Source organism: Alteromonas macleodii, from assembly GCF_903772925.1.
In the GTDB taxonomy this organism is placed as follows: Bacteria; Pseudomonadota; Gammaproteobacteria; order Enterobacterales; family Alteromonadaceae; genus Alteromonas; species Alteromonas macleodii_A.
The window spans coordinates 2,027,459-2,050,812 of sequence record NZ_LR812090.1; the positions used below are offsets into that span (position 1 = coordinate 2,027,459).

The 23,354-nt window shown below is 43.4% G+C and carries 19 protein-coding genes; 10 read left to right on the plus strand and 9 right to left on the minus strand.

All coding sequences use genetic code 11. The annotated features are described in order from the left end of the window. The first annotated feature begins 19 nt into the window (after positions 1-19). Positions 20-589, plus strand: coding sequence for a nuclear transport factor 2 family protein (locus tag PCAR9_RS08745; protein ID WP_179983262.1), 570 nt, complete (start codon positions 20-22; stop codon positions 587-589). A 64-nt stretch (positions 590-653) separates the two neighbouring features. Here PCAR9_RS08745 and PCAR9_RS08750 read toward each other — a convergent pair whose 3' ends face one another. Next, a complete protein-coding gene (locus PCAR9_RS08750; protein ID WP_179983263.1) occupies positions 654-1,553 on the minus strand; it encodes a LysR family transcriptional regulator in 900 nt (299 codons plus the stop codon). A gap of 199 nt (positions 1,554-1,752) precedes the next feature. Here PCAR9_RS08750 and PCAR9_RS08755 point away from each other — a divergent pair, with 199 nt between their 5' ends. From PCAR9_RS08755 to PCAR9_RS20255, 6 genes are all read left to right on the plus strand, one after another. Further along, positions 1,753-2,724, plus strand: a complete 972-nt coding sequence (locus PCAR9_RS08755; protein WP_179983264.1) for an NAD(P)H-dependent oxidoreductase — start codon at positions 1,753-1,755, stop codon at positions 2,722-2,724. Positions 2,725-2,801: 77 nt separating this feature from the next. Further along, positions 2,802-3,914 carry an ankyrin repeat domain-containing protein gene (locus PCAR9_RS08760; protein WP_179983265.1) on the plus strand — a complete coding sequence of 371 codons (1,113 nt, stop codon included), beginning with the start codon at positions 2,802-2,804 and terminating at the stop codon, positions 3,912-3,914. Positions 3,915-4,140: 226 nt separating this feature from the next. Continuing rightward, the gene (locus PCAR9_RS08765; RefSeq protein ID WP_179983266.1) at positions 4,141-6,588 is read left to right on the plus strand and encodes a TonB-dependent receptor; all 2,448 of its coding nucleotides are present in this window, start codon (positions 4,141-4,143) and stop codon (positions 6,586-6,588) included. 15 nt (positions 6,589-6,603) lie between these two features. After that, complete coding sequence (locus PCAR9_RS08770) at positions 6,604-6,897, plus strand: DUF3649 domain-containing protein (RefSeq protein ID WP_179983267.1); 294 nt, start codon at positions 6,604-6,606, stop codon at positions 6,895-6,897. 20 nt (positions 6,898-6,917) lie between these two features. Further along, positions 6,918-8,504 carry a PepSY-associated TM helix domain-containing protein gene (locus tag PCAR9_RS08775; protein ID WP_179983268.1) on the plus strand — a complete coding sequence of 529 codons (1,587 nt, stop codon included), beginning with the start codon at positions 6,918-6,920 and terminating at the stop codon, positions 8,502-8,504. Next, positions 8,501-8,791 carry a DUF3325 family protein gene (locus tag PCAR9_RS20255; protein ID WP_179983269.1) on the plus strand — a complete coding sequence of 97 codons (291 nt, stop codon included), beginning with the start codon at positions 8,501-8,503 and terminating at the stop codon, positions 8,789-8,791. The genes PCAR9_RS08775 and PCAR9_RS20255 overlap by 4 nt, the downstream gene beginning before the upstream one ends. On the opposite strand, the gene PCAR9_RS08785 is transcribed toward PCAR9_RS20255, so the two are convergent. Next, positions 8,769-9,599 (minus strand): DUF4437 domain-containing protein, encoded by an 831-nt coding sequence (locus tag PCAR9_RS08785; RefSeq protein WP_179983270.1) that lies wholly within the window; start codon positions 9,597-9,599, stop codon positions 8,769-8,771. The two genes, PCAR9_RS20255 and PCAR9_RS08785, sit on opposite strands and share 23 nt — an antisense overlap. A 190-nt stretch (positions 9,600-9,789) precedes the next feature. On the opposite strand from PCAR9_RS08785, the gene PCAR9_RS08790 reads away from it, so the two are divergent. Next, positions 9,790-10,758, plus strand: a complete 969-nt coding sequence (locus tag PCAR9_RS08790; RefSeq protein WP_179983271.1) for a LysR family transcriptional regulator — start codon at positions 9,790-9,792, stop codon at positions 10,756-10,758. A 245-nt stretch (positions 10,759-11,003) separates the two neighbouring features. Next, the gene (locus PCAR9_RS08795) at positions 11,004-12,230 is read left to right on the plus strand and encodes a hypothetical protein (protein ID WP_179983272.1); all 1,227 of its coding nucleotides are present in this window, start codon (positions 11,004-11,006) and stop codon (positions 12,228-12,230) included. 173 nt (positions 12,231-12,403) lie between these two features. On the opposite strand, the gene PCAR9_RS08800 is transcribed toward PCAR9_RS08795, so the two are convergent. From PCAR9_RS08800 to PCAR9_RS08830, 7 genes are all read right to left on the minus strand, one after another. Next, positions 12,404-14,446, minus strand: coding sequence for a putative bifunctional diguanylate cyclase/phosphodiesterase (locus PCAR9_RS08800; protein ID WP_179983273.1), 2,043 nt, complete (start codon positions 14,444-14,446; stop codon positions 12,404-12,406). Then, a complete protein-coding gene (locus tag PCAR9_RS08805) occupies positions 14,443-14,949 on the minus strand; it encodes a YfiR family protein (RefSeq protein ID WP_179983274.1) in 507 nt (168 codons plus the stop codon). Before PCAR9_RS08805 ends, PCAR9_RS08800 begins: the two co-directional genes overlap by 4 nt. Before the next feature lie 9 nt (positions 14,950-14,958). Then, positions 14,959-15,924, minus strand: coding sequence for a hypothetical protein (locus PCAR9_RS08810; RefSeq protein ID WP_232091164.1), 966 nt, complete (start codon positions 15,922-15,924; stop codon positions 14,959-14,961). A 295-nt stretch (positions 15,925-16,219) separates the two neighbouring features. Then, positions 16,220-18,415 (minus strand): TonB-dependent siderophore receptor, encoded by a 2,196-nt coding sequence (locus PCAR9_RS08815; protein ID WP_179983276.1) that lies wholly within the window; start codon positions 18,413-18,415, stop codon positions 16,220-16,222. After that, entirely contained in the window at positions 18,412-19,728 is a 1,317-nt protein-coding gene (locus PCAR9_RS08820; protein ID WP_179983277.1) for a DUF3526 domain-containing protein, read from the minus strand. The genes PCAR9_RS08815 and PCAR9_RS08820 overlap by 4 nt, the downstream gene beginning before the upstream one ends. Beyond that, the gene (locus PCAR9_RS08825; protein ID WP_179983278.1) at positions 19,725-21,167 is read right to left on the minus strand and encodes an ABC transporter permease; all 1,443 of its coding nucleotides are present in this window, start codon (positions 21,165-21,167) and stop codon (positions 19,725-19,727) included. The genes PCAR9_RS08820 and PCAR9_RS08825 overlap by 4 nt, the downstream gene beginning before the upstream one ends. Further along, positions 21,164-21,886 (minus strand): ABC transporter ATP-binding protein, encoded by a 723-nt coding sequence (locus PCAR9_RS08830; RefSeq protein ID WP_179983279.1) that lies wholly within the window; start codon positions 21,884-21,886, stop codon positions 21,164-21,166. Before PCAR9_RS08830 ends, PCAR9_RS08825 begins: the two co-directional genes overlap by 4 nt. A gap of 315 nt (positions 21,887-22,201) precedes the next feature. On the opposite strand from PCAR9_RS08830, the gene PCAR9_RS08835 reads away from it, so the two are divergent. Beyond that, entirely contained in the window at positions 22,202-22,804 is a 603-nt protein-coding gene (locus PCAR9_RS08835; protein WP_179983280.1) for a thiamine biosynthesis protein ThiC, read from the plus strand. Positions 22,805-23,354: the final 550 nt, after the last annotated feature.

Below are 23,354 nucleotides of genomic sequence, written 5' to 3' on the forward strand. Positions count from 1 at the left end.
ACCTATTAAAGGCTCAGAAATGAAATTTAAAGCCATAATTTGTGTCATGTTAGTTGGAGTTTATACTATGGGCCATGCTGCCACACCCTATTTGAACCGTGATAAAGACATTGCAAGTATTCACAGCAACCTTAATAGCTTTTCAGCATTAGCTGACAACAATGCGTATGAATACTTAACCTTACTGTTTGCCCCACATGTAACAACAGACTACACCAGTTTGTTTGGGGGCGATGCGGTAACCCAAAAACGTGAGGTCTTGATGCAAAACTGGGCGGCTTTTTTGCCTGGTTTTGACAAAACATTTCACAACTTGGGAAACCCAAGTATTAACCGAAAAGAAGATATAGCGTTTGCTAACGTGCCGTTTACTGCCAGTCACTGGCTTGGGCATGATGGTTTTTGGCAAGTTTCGGGTATCTACCACTTCACTTTCAGAAAAATAGAAGGGCAATGGCTGATTACTTCAGTGACATTAGAAAAAAGAGAGGAGACGGGCAGTCGCGATATTTTAGCGATTGCGCCAGAAAATGCGAAAGACCGCTTAGCGCATCTGCAGCAAGTTAAAAACGATACCCTAGCGAACTGAAAGCAAACAAGTTACTAACACCTGTTGAGATTTGATGCACAGTAAAAACCAACAGGCGCTAGCGTCAAACGGCGTGCTTTTCTTCAAGAAAGTCGATTAAGGCCCTAATTCTTTGGGCCTTTTGACTATGTTGCTGAAAATACATAAACAGCCCTGAATAAGGAAACCAGTTCTCTTTAAGTACGGGAACAAGCTCGCCGGTTTCAAATAATTCATCCACCATAGGCTCAACAATTCTTCCTATACCTAACCCTTTTTTGGCAGCATCAATCATCAAATCTGTATCGTTGACTACCATAGCAATCGGCATTGAAACACTAACAGCTTGCTGGTTTTGCCACAGATGAAGTGGCGCAAGTTTGTTAGAGGTAATAAAACGATATTGAATGAGCTTGTGTTGCTGAAGGCTATCAATAGACGAGGGAAGGCCATACTTTTCAGCGTATTGAGGTGAGCAGAACAAACATTCTTTCGTGGCTTTAGTTAATCGCTTTGCCACCATGCCTTGTTCTATCCTATCACCAAAGCGAATACCCACATCCATCCCATCGGTAATCAAATTTACGGCTGCGTCGTTTATCGATACCTCAAGCTTTAAGTCTGGATAGCGCTCGCAAAACTCTTGGTAATAAGGCGCCAAAAGCTGTTGGAAGGCGAAGCGGGGAGTGGTGATACGAACCGTGCCCCTAGGGGTATAGCTAAGGGCGTTGACCTCTTCAAATGCAATATCTAACGTGTCGATAGCATGATGAGTTTGCTGCTTAAGTAACTTTCCCGCATCGGTTAATTCAACTCTACGCGTGGTTCGATTGAACAAAGGAACGCCCACACTTGCTTCTAGAGATTTAAGCGCGTGGCTTACAGACGGCGGTGCCATTTCTAACTGGCGAGCAGCGCCACTAATACTGCCTTCATCGGCAATAGCATGAAAAACAATAAGTTGTTGAAATGTGGTGCCGTTCACTTATAGCGCCTCTTGAAAGCCTAACTTACAAAATTGATCAAACTGCTTCGAGCCTGAAATTTTGTCTAGATTTTAATTGTTAGTTTCATTCTAATAATCTTTAAGTTAATCATCATCTAAAACTAAAGGTCATTCAAGCATAAACTTCTATCTGTTCACTTTGAACTAACCATAAAATTATCACGCAAAGGTAGAAGTAATGAGTAAAGTATTAGTTATCTCCGGCCATCCTAATTTAGACCAGTCCAATGCTAATAGCGCTATTTTGCAAAGCCTGACTAAGCGCATAAACGACATTGAAGTTAGACGCTTGGACACCCTTTATTCTAACAACCCAATTGATGTTGAGGCAGAGCAAAAAGCCTTGCTTGACGCTGAGGTGATTGTGCTGCAGTTTCCTTTCTACTGGTATTCTGTACCAGCTTTACTTAAGCGCTGGATTGACCAAGTATTTACTTATAATTTTGCGTTTGGCCCTGAAGGAGACAAGCTGGCGAATAAGCACTTTTTACTGTCCATTTCGGTAGGTGGCCCAAAAGAGTCTTATAGACCGCTAGGCTATAACCATTTCAGTGTGGAAGAATTCTTACGCCCGCTAGAACAGCTCGCTTATCTTGCAAAAATGCAGTACCACAAGCCAATTTACAGCCATCGCATGGTGTACATTGAAGGTGTTTACAACACGCTTTCAGACGTTCAGGCCCGTGGTGATCAACATGGTAAGCGGGTAGCCGATGCTATAGATGCTTTGATGAACTCACCAGAATTGCGTATCAAACAGTTTGTAACGACGTGGTTTGGGCAGTTCGATCAATTGCCGGCGTCAAGTGAAGCTTTTCTACCGAATCTCAGCGAGGAGGTTGTCTGGCAAGCGCCAGAGGGACGATTTCAAGGCCATGCTGGATTCAACGACTGGTACGCGTGGGCACGCAAGACGTTTAAACCTAACTGTGAGCACCGTGTAGATCAAATTGATATCAAACCCGATGCTGATTCAGCGAAGCCCAATGGATTTACAGTAGACCTTCGAATTAACCTTAGCGCTGACACATTTCAATCGTCTGACTTTAAAGGGGAATCGGTTGAGGTACAGGTAAAAGAGCGCTGGCATGTGCATATTGATACCGAAGGTAAAGTAATCATCGACAGTTACGTTGTTAGTCCTTTGTAGAGATTAACAACGTGCTAAAAACTCAAAACCAGAATTTAAAACCAAGACAAAAAGCATTTAAAAAGTTAGGCGAGACAATGAATAAACCTATGCCGTTTACAAGAAAAACCTGCCAGTCTCTGGCGTTAATTGTGCTCTCTGGCATGGGCATTACCGCTTCGTTTAGCGAAGCCTTGGCAAACGAAGCAATCGGGGCGCTCTATTCAAGTAAGTTTGAAAGCAACATAAATCAGAACCTAACACCGCTGCACAAAGCAGTGTGGGATAACGATATACAGCGTGTTAAGGCACTTATAGACAGCGGCGCAGATGTTAACGGACTCGATAGATTAATGGGGGTAGCGCCGCTTCATCTGGCTGTTCAAGGAAGAAACTTAGACCTTGTTAAACTGCTTGTGAAGGAGGGGGCATTCGTAAACTTGCAGTCAGTACGCCTGGGCGGAACGCCACTGCTATTGGCCGTGTGGCACCGAAATATTCCCGCGGTGGAATATTTATTAAGTTTGCCCGACATCGATACCACCGTTATTTCAGCGGCAGGCGCTACAGCCCTTGGGTTTAATCGAAGCGGTACAAAAGCAAACGATAAAGCGTTAAATGAAGATGTTACCACCATTAACGCGCTATTTGCGGCTCATGAAGCGAAAACGCTGCAGCAAGCGCAAGAAAAAGCAGCCATTTATATGGTCGTTGCTAACCAAGCGCTGTCTGAAGAAGAAATGGTAGCTGAAATAAAGGTGCTGCTAGAAAAAGGGTATGACGTTAATGCGGTTGCGCCCGTATTGAAACAAGGCAGTGATTTTCATAGCGCGCTGCTGCTTGCAGCGATGAAAGGCTACCTGAAAGTAGCAAAGCTGTTGCTAGATAACGGTGCAGATCAAACGCTTACCGGCGCCTACATGGCCGCAATTGCTTTACACAAAGCCGCATATTTTGGGCGTGCAGACATGCTGACGTTACTTAGTCAATATCCTGGCTTTCAGGAAGTGCTTAACGCGCAAGGTCCTAACAACGGGTATACACCGCTTCATGACGCAGTGTGGCATGGGCATTTAGAGGCAGCGAAAGTATTGGTGGAAGCAGGAGCTAGGTTAGATTTGAAAGGTTATGATGGCAATACACCAGAGCAGCTTGCAAGGCAAAACGGTTACGAAGTTCTTGCTAACTATCTGCTCGCCGCCGAACAATAAATTGAAAGTAATAAACCGTCATTACAAAGATACTTTAAGAAGCTTTTCAGTTGTTTAAAAAATATGAGTCATTTGTTGGAATTGCGTGAAAATGTGCAGATTTTCCGTATTTTTTAGGAAAAATTGAACTAAAGTTTATTTTTGTATTGAATTGAATGCTTTCTCGTCATAACATCCGCGCCCTTATCAAAAGCGATAACTATTATCATTTAGATTTGGGCGAAAAATGAACCACACTTCACACAAAAAAAGTAAAGTTGCTAATGCAATTCTTCTCTCTCTTTTATCTGTAACGTCTACAGTTACTGCCACGTCGGCACTGGCGCAAGACAACGATGCTGAGACACCCGTAGATTCTCAAGTACAAAGTGCGGAAGAAAACTTAGACGTCATTACCGTTTACGGTCGCCACAATCGACTTATTCTGGAGTCGGGTACGGCCACTAAATCAAATATGAGCCTAATGGAAACGCCAGCGGCTATCGTGGTTGTTGACGGTACTTTGTTAAGAGAGCAGGGTGTAGATACGCTGCAAGAGAGTATTCGCAACATCAGTGGTCTAAGCCAAGATGGAAACAATTACGGTGTAGGTGATAATTTAGCGATTCGCGGCCTTGGTGTTAACTACACCTTTGACGGTATTTATGCTGGTGCAGATTTGGGCAACAGTTATAACCCAACACGTTCAATGACTAATATTGAAAGTATTGAAGTGCTCAAAGGCCCTGCAACCGGTCTATACGGCATGGGTGAAGCGGGCGGTATTATCAACCTTATTGAGAAGAAGCCGCAGTTTCAAGAAGCCTATGAAGTTAAAGCCTCAGTAGGCAGTTGGGATAGCTATTCAATAATGGCTGACGCAACAGGCGCGATTAACAAGGACCTTGCTTATCGCGTAGTAGCAAACCGTGAGCAGTCTGACGGTTATCGTGGACTTAGCGATGAGCGAAGCGAGCTTTACACATCACTTAAATATGTTGCATCAAGCGATAACCAGTTCCTATTGTCTGCTGCTTATATTGATGATGCTGTACAAATTGATTCGGTAGGTCATCCCGTTCGACTTATCGACCTAACCATGTTCGATACTGACGCACGTAGCTTAACTGGCGCTGACTTGGTTAACGATACTGCAGAATCAGGTGGTTTACAGCTTACCGACGCTCAGCGCGACGAATTAGCTGCTTCGCTAGTTTCTACTGATGGGGTTCAGCCTTTTGACTTGGGTGATACTAGCCTTATATCACCAATTTCTCGCCCGAATGAAGGTGAAGAGTTCCGCGTGAAGCTTCGTCAAGACTTGGTCATTAGCGACGATTGGTCTTTAACTCAGCAACTACAATACCGTACCTACGAAACAGAGTATATTCGTCAAACCAGCGCGTTTAACTATGTTTACGTAGACAGAAACGGAACGACTAACCTAGAGCCGCGAGCGCCGCTTGTTATTGACGATGTATTGTACCCATATGCAGCACGTCGACAGGAATACCGTAAAGTTGAAGCACAAGAAAGTGTGTGGCAATACTTTATCGACCTTACAAATACTTGGTCGCTAGGCGATATTCGTGGTGAGCACCTATTTAGTGCTAACTATGAAAATATGGACATAGAATACACGCAATGGTCTATTTGGGATGCAGACGACACACGAAGCGATGCTGTGCCTTACATCTTAGATATTCGTAACCCAAATTGGCCCACCGGCACGTTTGAAGACTATAACCCAGCGCTTCGTAGCAAGTACGACAAAGAGGTATCTAGCTGGGGCGTTAGCTTCCAAGAAGTTCTGTATCTAAATGATAACTTTACTGCACGTATTGGTGGTGCATACGGTGGCGTAAAGCAAACCTATCAGAACCAATTTAGCGATGGTAACCCAGAGTACGATGCAAATGATGATGGTTTCACCTACAACCTAGGCTTAACCTACATGTATAGCGACAGCCTAAGTACTTTCATTAACCACTCAAAAGGTCGCACTGCGTACAGCACACTAGGTTCTCTATCAGAAGAAAACAACCGACCTGACTCTGAATCAGAGTCGTGGGATTTAGGTGTACGTTTTACTGCGCTAAATGAACAGGTCATTGGCTCGGTGGTAGTGTTTGATACGGCGCGTACAAACCTTCAGTACACCAACCCACTGTATGAAGATAATATTGAAGACCCGTCTTACAACATTGATGTACCTGAGTTCTATTACGACGAGCAAGACCGCACTACGGGTGTTGAAGTAGATATTAACTTCGATATTAATGATCAGTGGTCGCTTAATGCAAACGGTACTTATCAAGAGCCGCGTACTGAACCTGGCGCATATGCATCGAGCACTGATGAAGAACAGACAAAGGGAATTGCTGAAAAGTTCGCAAGTACTTGGTTAACCTATAGCCATAGCTTTGAAGCGCTACCTGCGCCGGTTAAGTTCAGCGTTGGTGTAACCTATGAAGACGAGCGTACCATCTCAGCATCGGCATTTGGCGTAGACTACGCATTCGTAGACTCATACACGGTATGGGATGCGGCAGTTAGTTATGTATCAGACGACTGGGACGTACAGCTTAACCTACGTAACCTGGACAACAAAGACTACTACAGCAGTGCTATGTACCTAGGTGGTTTACCTGGCGAAGAGCGTAATGCGAAACTTTCTGTGGCGTATCGCTTCTAAAAAAGAGTCAGCACATTGAGTAACAACGTAGACGTTGCGCTGCGTAGCATAGCCGCCATTCTAGGCGGCTATGCCGTTTCTGCGCTAATAAGCTTTTACTTCGCTTATATATTTTTCCACATGTTTAAGCAGCAAGAGGGAGTGGCAATACTAAGTGGCAGTATGGCAAGCTACTTCGTATTTTTTGCTGTATTTATCGCAAGCTTTGCTATCAAGCACACGAAGAAGTGGTGCGCGTCTTTAATTGCTTTTATTAGCATACTCGCCGCGGCGCTTCCGTTAGTTTCACCTTTAAGCGCCCCATTATGAAAGCTACATTCAGAAAGAGTATGATTTGGTTGCACACCTATTTAGGTGTGATACTCGGCTGGTTGCTTTTCGCCATATTTTTCACTGGCACGTTAAGCTATTTTACACCGGAAATAACGCGCTACCTGATGCCTGAACGAGGAAGCATTTCTCAAAGTCAGCAATCGATGCTCGCCCACTCTTTTACTTATTTAAATGAACATGCAGGTGAAGCTGAGCAGTGGCGGATAGCCTTGCCTTCAGAGCGTTCTGCACTTTGGAGTGTGCAATGGCGTGAGGGTAAGCAAAGACAAACCGTGACCTTCAACAATCAACTCGCTGCAAGAGAAAATGAAACAGAAACAAAAGGCGGCTTGTTTTTTAGAAATTTTCACTACACATTGCAACTTCGAGGCTATGGCGGGCGGTACATTGCCGGCATTGCTGCAATGGCAATGTTGCTTGCTATTTTTACCGGTATTTATACACACCGCAGATTTTTTAAAGACTTCTTCACGCTTCGCCCGCAAAAGCTAAAAAAGTGGACCACCGACTTTCATGCCTTAGCCGGTATTCTCACTATTCCATTTTGTATTATGATCTGCCTAAGCGGCATTTTCATCTACGCGATTATGTATTTGCCCTATACCGCTAACGCTAATTTCGAGCGGGGAGAACGAGGCGTAAACAGCCAGATTATTCCTTCACTGCCGAGCCTGCAGCTAGGTGAAAAAGTTATTGGTAGCGATCACTTGTTAAACGTGCCGCCCTCCATGTCGCCCTCCATGCCAGTCCCTGTGCCGAACTATGCGCATATACAAGAAAAAATTGCTAATCAGTGGCGCGAGCCCAACCCAATAGCAAGAATTACCGTTGAAGGCGTAGGGTATAAAAATAGCCGAATGATTGTAGAGCGTAGCAAGGCCACAACAGTATCAAACCGTGCAGATCGTTTAGTTTTTGAAACCTATACAGGTGAATCTCTTAAAGGTTACGATGATGAAACGGTTCCAGCTCAAATACGACGTATTCTATACGGACTCCATCAGGCAAACTTTGCCCCTATTGGCATGCGATGGTTGCTATTTGGGTTAGGTATTTTAGGCTGCGCGCTTATTGCCACTGGCAATATCATTTGGGTCACTCAGCGGAAAAAAAGCGCTAAGCAAAACCCGTTCACTTTAGCGCTTGTGGAAAAAGGCAACGTGGCGGCTGTTGCTGGCTTAATATTGGCCAGCGTTTCGTTTTTTATTGCTAACAAGTTGATAGCGCACGATGTTGCAGGCCGCGCCCAATTAGAAGTAAACACATTTTTTACTGTGTGGGCATTAAGTGCTGTTCACGCACTTTGGCGTGCAAAAGCTGCTGTTGCTTGGAAAGAGCAGTTCGCGCTAGCTAGTGGTCTTTGTTTTGCCACCGTTGCTATAGAACTCGTGTTATTTAAAGACCGAATAGCAAACAGTATCGAATATTTAGATAGCGTTTATTTAAGCTTCATTCCTGCTTTTTTCGTTTCAGGTATCATTTTGTATTGGACTGCAAAGAAGATAGGTTTACGTATTGCCAATGCGGATATATCTGCAAAAGATACAAAACCTAGCACTTGTGTGAAAAAGGAGCAGGAATGATAACACTGGTTTTTATAATACAACTGTTAGGCTTCTTATGCTTAATGTTAGCAATGAACAAACACGCGAAGCAGGCAGGTAATAGTAGGGTATTAACCAAGGTGTTACGTCTATTACCCTCGCCACCCTTTACCAAGTTAATAGGCTGGATGCTACTCTCTGCATCTTTGTGTTTAGCGTTAACGCGTATTGAAATTATCAGTATCGCAATAGTGTGGTGGTGCTGCACATTAAGTGCAGCCCTCCTAATTATTGCCGTGTACTTCAGTTCTTTACTTGATACTTAGATGAGCTTCTAACATAAACGATAGCGTCAGCATCACTTACGTTGCGGACTTTGTGTGTTGCTGGTGTGGATGATTCAATATAGCTTCCCGCATCAAGAGCTAGTGCTTCAGCGTTGCTATCTTGCTTATAGTTTAGGCTGCCCTTTATCACTACGGCCTTAAATTCATCACCGTTAGATGTTATTGAACCTTCAAAGCCGCTTGGCAGTTTAACTAAAGTACCGTAAACACTATTGGTATCGCCCCATAGATAAGTGGCGGATACGCCGTCAGCCGCAATGTTGACTAAGTCACTCTTTTGCAGCCATACCATGTTATCGATATGCAAATTAACGGGGCGTTCTCCATTGTCGAAATGTTCTTTTGACGGTTTAACTAAATACGGACCCTCGTCAATTTCTAGGTAAATCAGGTTGGTTTTGTCGTTTGCTGCTGTAGTGTGATCTTCACCGGCAGGCTGAGTCCAAAACGAACCCGTTGGCATCCACATTTTAGCGGCACTTGGGTCGTCATTGTGCATTTCACCTTCAATAACAATACCGCGATAGGTAATGTTGTGGATGTGTGGTGGCGATTCAAAGCCCTTATTAAAACGAACTAGCATACCTGTAGCTGTGTCTTTTGTTCTATCACCCCATAGGTCGGCTGCGCCTGGGCTTTTGTCACCGCGTGCAGGGTTTAAGTAACCCCATTTAACATCTTCTGCACTTACTACCTTTGTTTCAGCATAGGCGCTGGGTAAAAAAGCAGCACAAGCGCCTACAACTAGCGACGCCATGGTTAGTTTTCGCCACGCGATATGTTTCATATAAAGCTCCTGTTTATCCTTGCTACTAATGTCATTAACGAATGAATGACAGTTTATTCGTTGGTTAACGGATAATAAACGACCAAAATCGATAAGAACTTTCCCGAAAACGTGGATAATGAAAGTGATCCATTTGCTTTTTCTTTATATGCTTTAAAGGGCGTATGTGGACTAAACCTATGAGGGAAAAATGAAAACCGAAGACCTTTCTGTGTTTGTGAAAGTCGCTGAAGTCAATTCGATAACGGCAGCGGCTAAGAAGCTTGATATCAGTTCATCCGCTGCAAGCATGGCCATTAAACGTTTAGAAGAGCAGCTTGGCGTAGCGCTTTTTGTGAGAAGTACACGCAAAATTAGGCTGTCCCATGAAGGGGAGCAATACTTACCTATGGCTCAACAGGCGCTAAATACACTCCAGCAAGGTTTATCTCTCATTACGGAGGAAAGGCAAAGTGTTAATGGTGAGCTTCGCATGGCGATGTCATCGGAGATGGGACGGAATCTAATGCGCGAACTGCTTAATAAAGTACAAGGTAAAAACCCAGAACTCTCGTTGCGACTACATGTAAGCGATAGCCGAGTAGATTTTTATCGCGACGGTGTTGATGTTGCTCTTCGTGCAATGACTAAAGAAGCAGTAAAAGAGTCACAAATGTATGGTTTTAAAGTGTGCAATATTCCACATGTTATTTGTGCATCGCCCGCATACATTGAAAAGTACGGTGAACCACTAACAACAAACGACCTGATTCAGCATAATGCCTTACTTTATAAACTTTACGATCAAACTCATAACACATGGGAATTGGTGAAAGAGAACGAAAAAATTAAGGTAAAAGTGCGCAGCAATCGCGCCGTTAATGACGGAGACATTGTTAGACGATGGTGCATTGACGGTATGGGTATTGCCAAGAAGTCAGCCATTGACGTGGCTGAAGATTTATTGAGCGGTAAATTAAAGCGGGTGTTGCATCAGTTTCAGGTGCCATTAACTGAAATGTGGATAATGTTACCCAGCCGACATCTGATCACCCCAGCAGTAAGATTAGTTAGAGATGAATTGAAATTGGCCATTGAGGAACGTCGACACAAGCTTATAGAAAAAGGGTTACTTAATGAAAATGAATGGCCAGCTTTAAATGATATTGCAAACCTGTAAAACCAGGGCGCAATGGATATTGCTGATTCTAAGTGGTTAAAATATAGGCGTTTTGCGTGATTTCTAGATTGAATTTATAGTCTAGATATTTTCTAATAGTCTCGGCAAAGGAATGCGAGACAAAAGTTCGAACATGCACAGTGCAGGGTAGCGCTGCCACAGCATCACTTCCTCTACATTCCTTTGTTTTCATAAAAAAGCTTCAGTACAAAACAATTGGCTAGAAGCACAAGTAGAGAATAAACATGAAAGCAAAACTATTAGTTCCATCATTAGTCGCCGCCGCGCTTATCAGTGCTTGTGGAAGCACACCTCCCACCCCTGAACAACAAGCTATGGCTAATCAAATGCAAAAAGCGTTTTTAGCTAAGCTGCAGGGTATGCCAATTCAAGCTCCTGCGCAGCAACAAGCAGCACCAGTTGCTCAGCCAGTAGTCGTACTAAGCGCAGCAGAACTCTCTGAACAAAAGCAGAAAGTAGATGCTACGGGCGGCCCTGCTATTTTTTACCGCAAAAAAGATGGCATCATGATAGATGGTCAGATGTTTAACGACTTCGAAGGGCAGGTTGCGAACTTTGGTGGAAATAGGTTTACCGGCGAATTCACCTATGCAGTAGAGAATTTTGACGGGTCTTTTACGCTTAAGTATCACAAAGCACACTCTGCGGAAGCGCCTATAAAAATAGGTACTGTGTGGAAGCGTGGCGGCCAGTTTGAAGTGCGAACGGTGACAGGGAAAAAAGCGACAGGCAATAGCGTTATACCTACGTCAGATGGTTTTATTGTAGGGCGTCCTGGCTCAGCTTTCCGTTATTTTATTGATGGGGATAGCGTTAAAAATATCACTCTGCTAGATAACTACCACATTGCTGAGCATCAAAAAGGCGACGCTGCATCTACCGGTTTTATTCTTCTAGAAAAAGACCCTCGTAATGAAAACGATAAAGTAGGTGGTTTGTTTGACTCATTTAAAGAGTTGGGCAATACCTTCGGACTAAATAAGTTCGACGACTATGTACTCGTAAGTATCGATGGCAATACTACTGTACCTATGGACGTAGGGTTGGGCGGCAAAGAAATCGCAGAGCACTCTAACTGCAGACGCCAAAATGCAGCTATCAATAAGTGTGAAAATGTTGATTTTAAAGAGTCTCTTTACACTAAGTTAGGTTTGCCAAACTACAGCCACTATTATTGGTCAATCAACTGGGTTCAAACTAAGTCTGGTCCAATGGCAATTTACAGAACGTCGACCAAAGTTAAGATCGTAGATATCAACAACAAGCAAGTTCACACCGTGTTTTCACGTACGCTTGGCGTTAACGACTTTGTTGTAATTGAAAATGCTGACGGAACAACGGGTATCAGAGCGCGCCTAGGCTTTAGTAAAGAAGAAGTAAAAGATATTGAGTCGTTTATCAAAAACAACACAACCGATATCGAACCTATGCAAACGCTTCAACCTTCATAGGGTTAGCGTGAATAAGCTTTAAAAGCGATTAAGAGGCTTACTACCTGTAAGCCTCCATTTTATAGCCTGTAATTTTGAAATTAACAGAATATTGCATTTCTGAAAGCTTTTTAGGCAATAGTCGAGGATAGCTTCGACAACTATTACTCAGGTACGGATAGTATCTACAGGTTTTATCGCATCAAGGGCGTTATCTCACTGCTTTTAAGCGGTTTATGGTGCAAATAACCTTGGACAGAGTCACAGCCCATTTCTGCAAGGGCCTGCTGCTGCTCTTTAGTTTCTACGCATTCGCCTAAAGTGGTCAACTCTAAGCTCTTCGCAAGCATTATAATGGTGTTAACAATTCCGTCGTTAGAGCTTGATTGCCCTAATTGAGAAACGAAACTGCCATCGATTTTAAGCTTGTTGATAGGAAGTGTACCTATGTAACTAAGACAAGAGTAGCCAGTACCAAAGTCATCAATGGAAATATTGAGGCCAATTTTTTTCAGTTTTTTTAGCGATGTTAGTGCAAAGTCTGTAGAGCTAATAAAGGTGTTTTCGGTTAGCTCAACTTCCAGTAAATGTGGTGGGACCTGATACTTACTTAATACTTCTTCGATTTGCTCTGCACAGTCTAGCTGTATCAAAAAGCTTGCAGGCAAATTGACTGCGACTGGCACTAAATTTAACCCTTCATCTAGCCACTTTCGAATTTGCTGGCATACATTTGAAAGTACCCAGGTAGTAAGAGGGTTAATTAAGCCCGCTTCCTCAGCAACTGGGATAAACTGAGACGGCGGTATATCAGTGCCTTCGTCATTCCAGCGTATCAGCGACTCTAGACCGATAATTTTATCGCTGCGTATACAGACCTGAGGCTGATACACTAGTGAGAATGCCCCCTCAAGCTTAATAGCTTGTCGAATTCTACTTTCCAAAGATAGGCGTACCAAAGACTCTTCAAGCATTTCAATATTAAAAAAGCTATAGTGCCCAGGGCCTTTTTCTTTAGCGTGATACATGCTGGTATCGGCGTGCTTTAATATTTCTATTCCTGTTTCTAAATTTTTTTGATGGAGTGCAATACCAATGCTAGTTGAAATGTGAAGCTGGTTGCTACCTATCGCCATAGGCTGGCTAAGACTTTCGATAATTTCAGAAGATAAAGCAACAAGTTCATCATGTTCGGCAACACCCTCTAGCATTATTACAAATTCATCACCACCCCAGCGACAAACACAATCTTCTTCGGTAACTATTGCCGTTAGCTTTTTGGCTACAATAATTAGGACTTCGTCGCCAATATCATGGCCTAGCGTGTCGTTAATCAGTTTAAATCTATCTAGGTCGAGAAATAAAATAGAAAGGGCAGTGTTTTGAAAATTAGCTTTGTTTACGGCTTCGTCTAACTTTTCTACAAACAAATGTCTGTTTGGAAGCTGGGTAAGGGCATCGTAGTTCGCTTTTTGATATAGCTGCCTAGTGCGCAGTTCTACTACTCGCTCTAATTCTGTGTTCTGGGCTTTTAGCTGAGCCTGGTGACTTTCTACCGTGGCTAGTATGTGATTAACGCCTTCAAAAAGTTCACCGAGTTCATCATCTCTTTTGTCAGGAAGACGTTTCGAGTACTCACGTTTGCTTCCTACAAACTTAACAAGTGAAATAAGCTGTTGAATGGGTTTTGATAGAAAACTCTGAAGCCGCCAGTGAAAGAGGTAAGTAAACAGCATGCTGACTATGAGCACGCCTAATACGACATACATAGCATGCTGCTGTTGTTCCTCCAGCGAAGTGGTGCTTGCAGTAAGTATGAGATAACCAATAACTTCATCGTTGAATTCTATTGGCTTCAGGTAATGGATAAGGTGTTTACCGAAAGTTGCGCCTTCTTTGACTGTTGAAGGAGATATATCTTCCTCAAAGTCACCCATGGTGTAACTTGCAATGACCGTATAGGCGTCGTCATAAACTTTTGCACTCTTTATTGCGGGTAATTTAGACGCGGCATCAAGCAATTCTTGTGTGGTGTCGACATCGCTAAATAGAACCGATGTACTTGCTGCAGACGCAAGAAGGGTAGATTGGTTGTCTAGTACATCTACCAAGTTACTTTTGTAATCGGCGACGAAGTTGTTGTAAAGCAAACCCGCTACCAAACACAATGAGAAGAAATTAACGACTAGGACAGCTAGAAGTTGTTTGGTAAAGAACGAGGAACGTCGAAACATCATTTAATCCTCGCCACTTGTAAGAGCTTAGCGCTAATCTTAATGTTTAATTCGTCCGCACGTGCTACGTCGATCTCAAACCTGAGTTTTTGGTTTTCAGTGTAAAAGCGGAAAACGGGCGCAATGCCTATCATTTCATTGTTTTCAGTGATCAAAACACTGTTGCGTACTTGGCTGTCGGCTAACTCATCACTTGCCGATAAATAAGTCATATGACAGTAGCTTGCATCTTTACTATCAGATACTACAAGGCTTATTTTATCTTTTTCCCGACTTTTTACTAACGCATCGAAAAACGACAAAAGCTCATCATTTCTGTGTATACAAAAGACGATAGGAACAGACTCATTGCTCTGCCATGTAATAAACTTGGTGAAGTTGTACATGTAAGCGGCTTTAAGCTTATCGATTTTAGGTAGCTCGGCAAACGCCTGAGAACAGAGTAAGCAATATACAACTGTTATCCATGCTATCTTGACGGCGTAAGCGTTTGGTAGTTTTATCACACAGTTTACTTAAAATAGAGTCGACAATTGAAAGCCAAATCGCCACAATTCTTTAGGTTGAGGGCCATTTAGATTTTGGTATACCGGCTTACTGCCATTAAGTTGCAGTTGCAGCCAATCCGTAGCGAAGTAATTTACTCCCCCGAACAATCTTACTTTGCTCCCGCCATATAATTCTGGGTTAGTTATACCCGCAGGGTAGGGAAAATCACCATCCACCGTTATTTCTTCGTCTCGTCCGTGTATTGAATCTGCATAGCTAAGTTCTGCCCCCGCAAATAGGGTCGTTTTTTGCGAAATAATAAAATTGTATTTGCCGTTAAGTTCATAGTTATTGCCTAAACGATAGTTTCTATCGTTATCACCGGTGCGGACTCTTGCTGAAAACATAATAGAAAACGGATAACGCCCCTTATTTTGATAGCCTATTTCGAAAGGGAAATCATAGGTGCCAGAGCCGAGTTGCATAGTATAGGGGAGTTGTTGGTCACCCGCAGCGCGCGGCGTGTCTCCCTCTTCGTCTATTGACCCTGAAGGAAAGCTAATTCCGCCACTTAACCAAATGCTGTAGTTTTCATTTGATGCAAATTCATAATGGCCAGTAACGACAACATCACCTAAGCCTTCAGATGAAATCAAAAACTCGTCATACCCGGGCACTACACTAATATGATCAGTTTCTTGCCGAATAAGTGGTATCTGAACACCAATCTTGACGTCGCTTCTAACTTGATAGCCTATTTGTACAACTTTAACGTATTGATTAATAACGGTGGGGACAACCGGGAAGTTTTCCTCGGTTCGGCTTTCTTCCCCCGGGCTGAACAAAACCTCATCCAGTGAGATATCACTATCATCAATCATGTAACCGTCAAACTCGGCCGCTTTAAACTGCAAGGATAGCGACCACTTTCTTTGTTCAACGCTATCAATATTGTCATTGACATTGACGTTGAGTAAATCTTGAAAGCTCATCTCAGCAAATTCTGAGGGCGTGCTTTGTGAGTAAGCGAAACCGCTGGAAAAGAAAAGAGCGCAAGGAACTAAATAGCGAAGCAACATGTAAAAAACCACTGAAAAAGAGATGACTGCTTTAGTATAGATTATTATAAGGGAGTTAAAGAGTCTTGCTTATTAGCCTTTAGTATCCTTTAGATATTTAGTGTTCTGATTAATAAAGAAAAATTATAACTTGGTCGAAAATAAAAAAGAGGCCAATTCAATATCGGCCCCTTCTTAATTTCTCGTATAAATTCTATATTTCTAACAATTAGAAACGATAGGCAGCCGTTAGCCTAAAGCGCTGCGGTGCGCCGGGTTCAACCCATACATCTGCGAAAGAGTTAGTATAAAATTCTCTATCAAATAGGTTGTCTACTGCTACTTTAACCAATAGATTTTCGACAGGCTCTATCTCAGCAAACGCACGTACTGTAGTGTAGCTTGGTAAGTAGAAGTCTGTGGCAGTTTGACCTAAGCGTTCGTCTACATACAATAGCCCAGAACCAATACGCACTGGCATATCAACTAAAGTAAGATCTTTACTTAGTTGAATACTTAACTGGTTTTTTGGAACGTTAATTAGCGGGTCGCCAGACTCAATTGCGGCAACGAAGTTAGCATCTGCCGCATCATTTGTACTTTCTGCATCCACAAAGGTGTAAGACACCCATAGCGAAATATCATTTTCAAATTCGGCATTTATGTCTAGCTCTATACCGCGGCTTCGCGCTTCGCCTGCTGGAGTTAAGAAAAAGCCGTCTGAAGCTTCTTCACTGTCATCAAACACCAAAATATTGCTTTGCTCAATATTAAATAGTGAAAGCGTGATATCGCCTCGTACGTTATCGAACATAGACGTTAAATCGGTTTTAAGGCCAATTTCAGCAGATTCTGATTCGTTCGGCTCGAAAGGGTTACCTGCAAAATCAGAACCCGTTAACTGACGGAAACCTTCGCCGTAGGTGGCATAAACGCTGGTGCTGTCGTTAAACACGTAAACGGCGCCCACTTGCGGCGAGAAACGGGTATCATCTTGCGACGTAGTGCTTACCGGGCTTGCTAATCGATTATCTATTTCTTGTTCAAACTTATCAAAACGACCGCCTAAACGAATTTGAAGGTTGTCGGTAAGGTTAATTTGGTCTTGAAAGTAAACGCCCCAAGCTTTTTGTACTTCTAGACGGTTTAGATTGTCAGAAAGCTCAACATCGGGAAGGGGTGAATAATCGGGGTTGAATATATCGACCACAAGGTACTGATCTAAGTCTAAATCGTTAATGTCGGTATCGGCCGAGAAAAAGGGCGGGCGATAGCGCAGAATTACCTGATCGTTTTCAAATTTGTCGTAGTCAGCACCAATAATAACGCGATGGGTTAGTGAGCCTGTTTCAAATTCACCCGCAATTTCGCCTCGTAATACAAGATAATCAGTTTCAAAATTACGATAACGCTTAAAGCGCGATAACAATGCTTGATTAGGGTCGATAAATAGCGTTTGACGGCCGCCAAAATTGTTCTCTAATGCATTGCCTTCAAATGTGGTATCACGCAGACCTGCACCTAACAACAAGTTCCAGTCATCAGCAAGCTTGTGAGAAACTTCAATTTGATGACCAACAACTTCGGTATCGATTGTGTCGCCATTCGGATCGCCAGTAAAGGTTTCAATGGGTTGATGGCCTAATTCGCCGTCAATAGCCACTACACCGCGATCAAAAGGAATCTTTTGTTCTGTGTACTCTAGCTCATAAGTCACGGTAGTATCTGCCGACGCTTCCCAGGTTACCGATGGATAAAACCCAAAGCGCTCGGTTTCTACTGTATCGCGAAAACTTTCAGCGTCTTCATAAAAACCAACTAGGCGAACACCGACATTCTCGGACGCGCCTGCAACGGTTTGTACATCAGCCTCAACTCGCATTTGCTCCCAGCTCCCGTAAGTGGCTTTAACTTCACCACCTTCACGAAACTGAGGACGTTTAGTTACCAGGTTAATTGCGCCACCTGGTTCACCTCGTCCGAAAAGGGCAGCTTTCGGGCCTTTCAATACTTCAACATGATCGATACCAGATAGGTCACGAGGGCCACCAAAACCACGACCTGCATTAAAGCCGTTTACCAGAAAGCCACTGGGTAAGTTTTCATCACCAGAAAAGCCACGAATTGCAAAGCTATTCCAAAGACCGCCAAAATTATTTTGACGTGCTACAGATGCCGACAGATCTAGTGCGTCATTCAAATTAATGGCACCAGCATCGCTAAGTAAGCCTAAGTCTATATCTTGAGCTGCTGCAGGTACCTCTTTGTATTCAAAAGCCCCTTGATACGCGCGGTGCATACCGTGCACGGTTATTTTTTCAACATCAGCTTCATTTTGGCTGTTATCGCTTTGCGCCAAAGCCGACGTGCTTAATAAAGCTGATATAGTGGCTGCAAGTGATGATTTAACCCAACTCGTTTTCATTCTTCTTTTCCTGTGCGGTTCTCGTGTGAGCCTTTAGTGTGTGGTGTAAATTGTGGTAGTGCTTCAAAGCTCTCCTGAGAAAATTCAGGGTCTTTGAAAAGGTGGTAATAATAGAATTTTCGTAGCGCTTTATGAAAAGCGCGTACATCATTTTCATAGCCCACCATCGCGCTTACACTGGTATCAGCGGCACTTGATAATAAACGTTGTGTAAGCAAGGAAGGAGAAAGCAAGGCTATGTAGCTTGCAATGGTGTCTTTTTGAAGCGTAGCTGCCTGGTAGCCCTTCGATAGCTCACTAGCCGTTTGGTCGCCCACTTGTTGAAATGCGTAGTACCATTTCCAATTAAATGAGCTGTCTCGTTCAGGGTCAAACTCTGTGTAGTCGGCCCACTGCGGGTGAGTGGCAATGAATGCACGCCATGTTTCTTCAACAGGCTTATCCCACGCACTATTTACCGCTTCACGTTGGGTAAGCACAATGTCGCCGCCTTCAGGTGTTTCAACCACCGCATTAATGACCGTGTGTGCGGTTACAGGCACTACAACTGTTGTAACAAGCCAAACGCCTAGCATAATAGAGGCAAGATGCGTTGCACTGAAGTTTGCAAAACGTTTTGCGGCGCCAATCGCAAGAACAATGGCACTCCATAACGCAATGTTACCTATTACTATCGCGCAAACGGTCAATATGGAGAGTAAAGATGCACCGTTGATTAACGCGAATACAACAAACGGAGTAAGCGTCACAAGAGCTAAAGGCACTAAGGTGACTAATACTCGTGATGTCCATATCGCATGGGCATTGCGTGCTGTTACATTTAGTAAATCGAAGCGGCGGGCTTCCCGTTCTTTTGCTTTTAAATCGTAAAGTAGCAATATAATAAATAATGGCAGCAATACGCTGGTCACAAAGGCAAAATCGAAACGCCCTAAAAACGCAAGCTCTGGGTTATCTGTATCGCTTTCATAAATTTGCCCTTCTAATGCAAGCATGCGTATACGATGCTTCCAAGGAAATACATCTCTTTCGCCTACGGTTGCAAAAGCCAGTGGGGAAGGGGGCGCATAAGTCAGGTGAAACGCGTAATAAGCAACCATGCCGAAGTTAGACTGGTGATTGATAACGGCTTCACGCTCTACTTGGTCTTTTTCTAACAAACGTTCAATAGTGGCTTGTTGTTCCTGCATTTCTGCATGACCTGACCACAAAGACACTGCGCTTAGAAGAAATACGACTAATAACGTAAGTTTTATTTGGCGGTGACCAAAAACAAAATTAGCTTCACGTTGAAGATCGGTAAAACGCATCATGGGTTTAACCTCCTAACAGCCGCTTTTAAAAGCAAGGCGGTAATGCATACCCAAACAAACAGTTGTAGAAAATAGATAAGCGCGTTTGAAATGCGTGTGTTTGCTGCCTCTGGCTTAAAATTAAATTCCGAAAGCAATGCCCAATTGTCTGCACCCACAACAGCTTTATCCGCCGCTTCTTCGCTTGCGTTGCGGTTCATGTCGAGTTTGTAATCCAGCTTTTCAACATGCACTTTATTTAGCCCTTGCACGAATTCAAGGCGCAGAGCTTCTGCTTCTCGTAAAAAACGATGATGGGTTTCGAGGCTGGTACCCGCTAATATTGTAGAGATTGCGCGAACGGCAACGGTAGGCGATAGCCAACCAAACTGACGTGCAATATGGGCTTGTTCTAATTCTTCACCCATTCTGTTTTCGGCAAATTCATTAAGCACTTTTGCCTGTCTGCCTTCAGAGTACTGAGCAACAACACCGCGGAAATTAACAGGAAGGTCGTCTACGGAATCCACTTTGTATTTTGCTAATAAATCTTCTTTTAGCTTTTTAAACGCAGGGTCGTTAACGTCGTGACCGTCGCCCAAACTTCTAAGCTTTTCTTCTACTTTAAAGTCCGCTTCAAGCTTGCCCATTGAGGGGGCTGCATTCGTTGCGACGCTGCTCCCTAGGCGAGGAAGCAACACACACGCAGCCATCCAGATAACAATAAGTACGGTGAAGCTAACGCTACTTTTCTCAAATAACGCTGAACACGCAATTACAACGATAGCCCATAGCAAGAAGTAAACGGCGTAACTTAAGCAAAATAGCAGCACTACTAGCGGGCTTTCGCTTGAAAAAGCGACATATAAGCAGGCCAGAAGCAAAGGGAGTAAGAACAACCCGCTAGCAGTAATTAGGGCTAAGAGTTTTCCTAACATTAGCTGCCAGCGCGTAGTACCTTGCGACAATAACAAAGTAAGTGTTCCGGCCTCACGCTCTCGCGATACACTGCCGTAACCGATAAGAATAATAAATAGTGGCGCGAGTACTAACGCAAGGAAGCTAGGGGTTAAGCTACTAAAACGCGTAAGCCCGGCCGATTGTCGCTGCTCTGCAAACATGGCGCTATTTTGTCGGTGCCCTTCTAGAAAAATAGCGTTGCCTGTGTAGGTGTCGACGCCAGGTTCAATCACGCTTAATGGAGTAGGGGCACGAAAGACATAGTGACCGTAATGCACCATGCGGTGAGGGTGCTTATCAGGCTGCGCTTTAAAGCGTTCTTCTGCTTCAGTTTGAAGGTGGTCTCTAGCGTGCGCGGCTTCCTCAATGTGAAACGCATTTACAACTAGGGCAGCCAGGGTCAGTATGGCCCCGAGCAACAGTACTGTTGCGGCCACTTTAGTGCGCAGCCAATAGCGCCACTGATCTGCACAAATGGTTTTTGCTACACTCAACATCATGCTTTGCGCCCTGCAAATGCTGCGTGTACCGCTTCAGTATCAATAGGCGTATCGCCAACACGCTCGAAAGAGCCGGTTAGCTTACCGTTACTTAAAAGCACAATGCGGTGAGCGACCTGGCAAGCACCGTACACGTCGTGGGTTACCATAAAAATGGTAGCGCCGCTGGCCGCAAGTTCAGAAACCAACGCATTAAACTCGTCAATAGCTGCAGGGTCTAAGCCTGAGGTAGGCTCATCTAAAAACAGCACTGGGGCATTACGCAACAAAGCAAGCGCAATTGCGGTTTTCTGACGCATACCTTTCGAGTAGTTTGACAACGCCTTATTCCATGAATCTTCTTGAAGAGCCACTTTGCGAAGTGCCGCAAAAATGTCTTCGTCTGATTTTTCTACACCAGCTACCGAGAGAAAGTAACGGATATTTTCCAAGCCAGAAAGGTGACCATAAAGGGTTACAGATTCAGGTAAATAAGCGACAGACTTTTGAACATCGTTAGGGTGAGTAGTGGCGTTGTGGCCCAGCACAGTAGCGCTACCACTGTTTGCTTTCATCAAACCTAAAAAGGTTTTAAGCGTAGTTGATTTACCGGCACCATTACCGCCTAAGAGCGCGAAAACTTCACCCTTACCAACATTGAAGTTTAGATTGTCTAAAAGCGTGCGGTTTTCAACGCGCACGGTAAGCGCATCTGCGCATATCACTGAATTTGTTTGCATTGTATAACGTGCTGTAACAGAAATTTGTGCGCAATGTTATATTATAACTAATTAGATGGGAATACGTTTTACTCTTAAGTGACAGTGGAATGACCAATCGAAAAGAAAAAGTAGTGCTTGAATAGAAAATTGCTGAAGATCTGAACGAAAAAGACTGGCCGATTGGTAGTGGTCTACCTTAATAGGCTAAGTTTCTCCTCTTTATAGATGATTTGCCATTTTTACCTAATTAAGTGAAATTATTAATTTGTTTTACCTGTCTTATAGCAACATCAATAAATGCTACTTACATATCTAAAAGAAAAGAGAGCCATAATGGAATTTACTCATAAGCGCACCATTCAAGCGACCGCATCACTATTACTGCTACTAGCAATAACACAAGCTGTTTTCACAGCGCTTTACAGCAGCGGAATTAGCTTTTCGAGGCAGTATGCCTGGGGATTTGAGGCTGTAATTTTTACCGTACTCGCTGCTTTTGCTAGTAGCGCTATGGTGCAAGCAAAAAACGCGCAGCTAGGCTGGTCGGCAATTACTTTTAGCGCCGTTCTAAATATTGTGCAGGTAAGTATTGGCCTAACGTTATTTTCAACCTTCGGTCAGGTTGCTGGCGCAGTAGAAGGCGCTAAACCTTTAATTGGCGGCGTAGTATCTTTGTCTTTCATGATTTACTACGCAGCGAAGTTGTTATTAGGATTAGCAGCCGTCGTTTTCGGCCTATTCTTCGTGGTAAAGGGCGGTAAAACGATTGGTGGTCTTACCGCTATAGTTGGCATGGTCGCTATGTTTGCCAATGCCATATTAATCATATTTGGTCGTGATGGCTTTCTACCATCAGGCGTAGCTGGCGCTTCAGGTATGATTGCGACATTGTTGTTGGCTATCTGTTTGATCAGCTTAAACCGCAAGGCAGACTAAGGCTTAGTAACTTTCAAATAAAATACTTTATTAAATAGAACGTCGGAGTATGTTAGTGGTCGGTTGGGGCGCTACGTGTTGTTCAGCAACACAAAACCTGCTGCTAACTCTTTTCCCTAATTTACATGCAGTTAGACACGGCAACGCGAAATGCACTACTGGCAAATATCACTTGATAAATTGTTTTCTGTTGCAGGTTATCTCATAGCTTCTTGTCTTATAAAAAAACATATCTTCTATACTAAGAGTAATAAATCTGCTCAAAATTAGTCTAACTATTAATCTGTAAAGTTTATGCGTTGTATGTCCCCGGGGGAAAGACTCTGTTCACCGCGAAGAGCATTTGTCATGTTTTTAAGATATTTGAAGTTACAAGGGCTTATATTCAAAGAGAGCCTTTGCCAGAATTGCAGGATCATAATAAATAGCATCCAAAGGACACTTCAAGACATCGCGTAAGCCTTAACTTTTTAGTTAAGGCTTTTTTTTGCTACTGAACACTGATAGGTTATTATTTGAACAAATTTGTTGGCTAACATAAGGCTAATAC